Origin of the sequence: Microbacterium sp. K41, from assembly GCF_004794395.1 — a bacterium.
Lineage (GTDB): Bacteria > Actinomycetota > Actinomycetes > Actinomycetales > Microbacteriaceae > Microbacterium > Microbacterium sufflavum.
Genome location: NZ_SSDO01000068.1, coordinates 1 through 865, shown reverse-complemented (window position 1 = coordinate 865; position 865 = coordinate 1). Strand labels below are relative to the sequence as shown.

Annotated in this window: 1 protein-coding gene and 1 pseudogene; both read left to right on the top strand. The window is 76.2% G+C overall.

All coding sequences use genetic code 11. The features are described from left to right. Positions 1 to 228 (top strand): annotated as a pseudogene (locus DW309_RS19190) (hypothetical protein); the annotation flags it as partial. Positions 229 to 231: 3 nt separating this feature from the next. Beyond that, positions 232 to 865: MerR family transcriptional regulator (locus tag DW309_RS01170; protein ID WP_136044299.1), on the top strand; the 634-nt coding region annotated here is incomplete at its 3' end.

Below are 865 nucleotides of genomic sequence, written 5' to 3'. Positions count from 1 at the left end.
GGCGACCGGGAGCTGCAGCGCAGCCTCAGTCGGGCCATCGCGATGCTCGACGACGTGGGGGCCGCCGTGGCCGCCGCTGCCGCACACGACGCCGACCCCGCCGTGCGCGCGCATGCCCTGGCGACCGCGCGACTGATCGACGACCCCGACGACGACTTCGGCGCGGCGATCCGAGAGGCGCAGCGGATCGTGGCGCTGCAGGCGTCTCCCGCTCCCGCGGAGGGCTGAGGCGTGCTGATCGGCGAGGTCGCGGCGCGCTCGGGCATCAGCGCGCGCATGCTGCGGCACTACGACCGCATCGGCCTGCTGTCGCCCAGCGAACGCACCGCGGGCGGGTACCGGGACTACTCGGACGCGGATCTTCGCCGGCTGTTCCACATCGAGAACCTGCGCTCGCTCGGCCTCCCGCTCGCGGACATCCCCGCAGCTCTCGCGGACGACGCCCGCGCGCCGTCCGACACGATCGAGCGGCTCCTGCATCGCACGCGCGCGCGGCTCGCGGTGCTCACCGAGCTGGCGGAGCGCCTCGAACAGGTGCGGTCGGGCGAGCCGCGGGACTGGTCCGACGCCCTGCGCATGGTGGAGCTCCTGCGGGGCCTGGAGGCGCCGGACGCGTCCGCGCGGCAGACGCTCGCCCTCACCGCGGACGCCGACCACGCGTCCACGGCCGTCCTCGTCGCGGCGCTGCTGCGGGAGGACGACCTCAACACCGCCGGGGCCCTGCTGTGGGCGGTCGCGCGGGCCGGGGACGACGCCGTGCCGACGCTGGAGCGAGGACTGCACGACGCCGAGGCCGCGCGTCGTCACCGCGCGATGCGCGCGCTGGAGAAGCTCGACACACCACGGGCGCGGGCCGCCCTCGGCG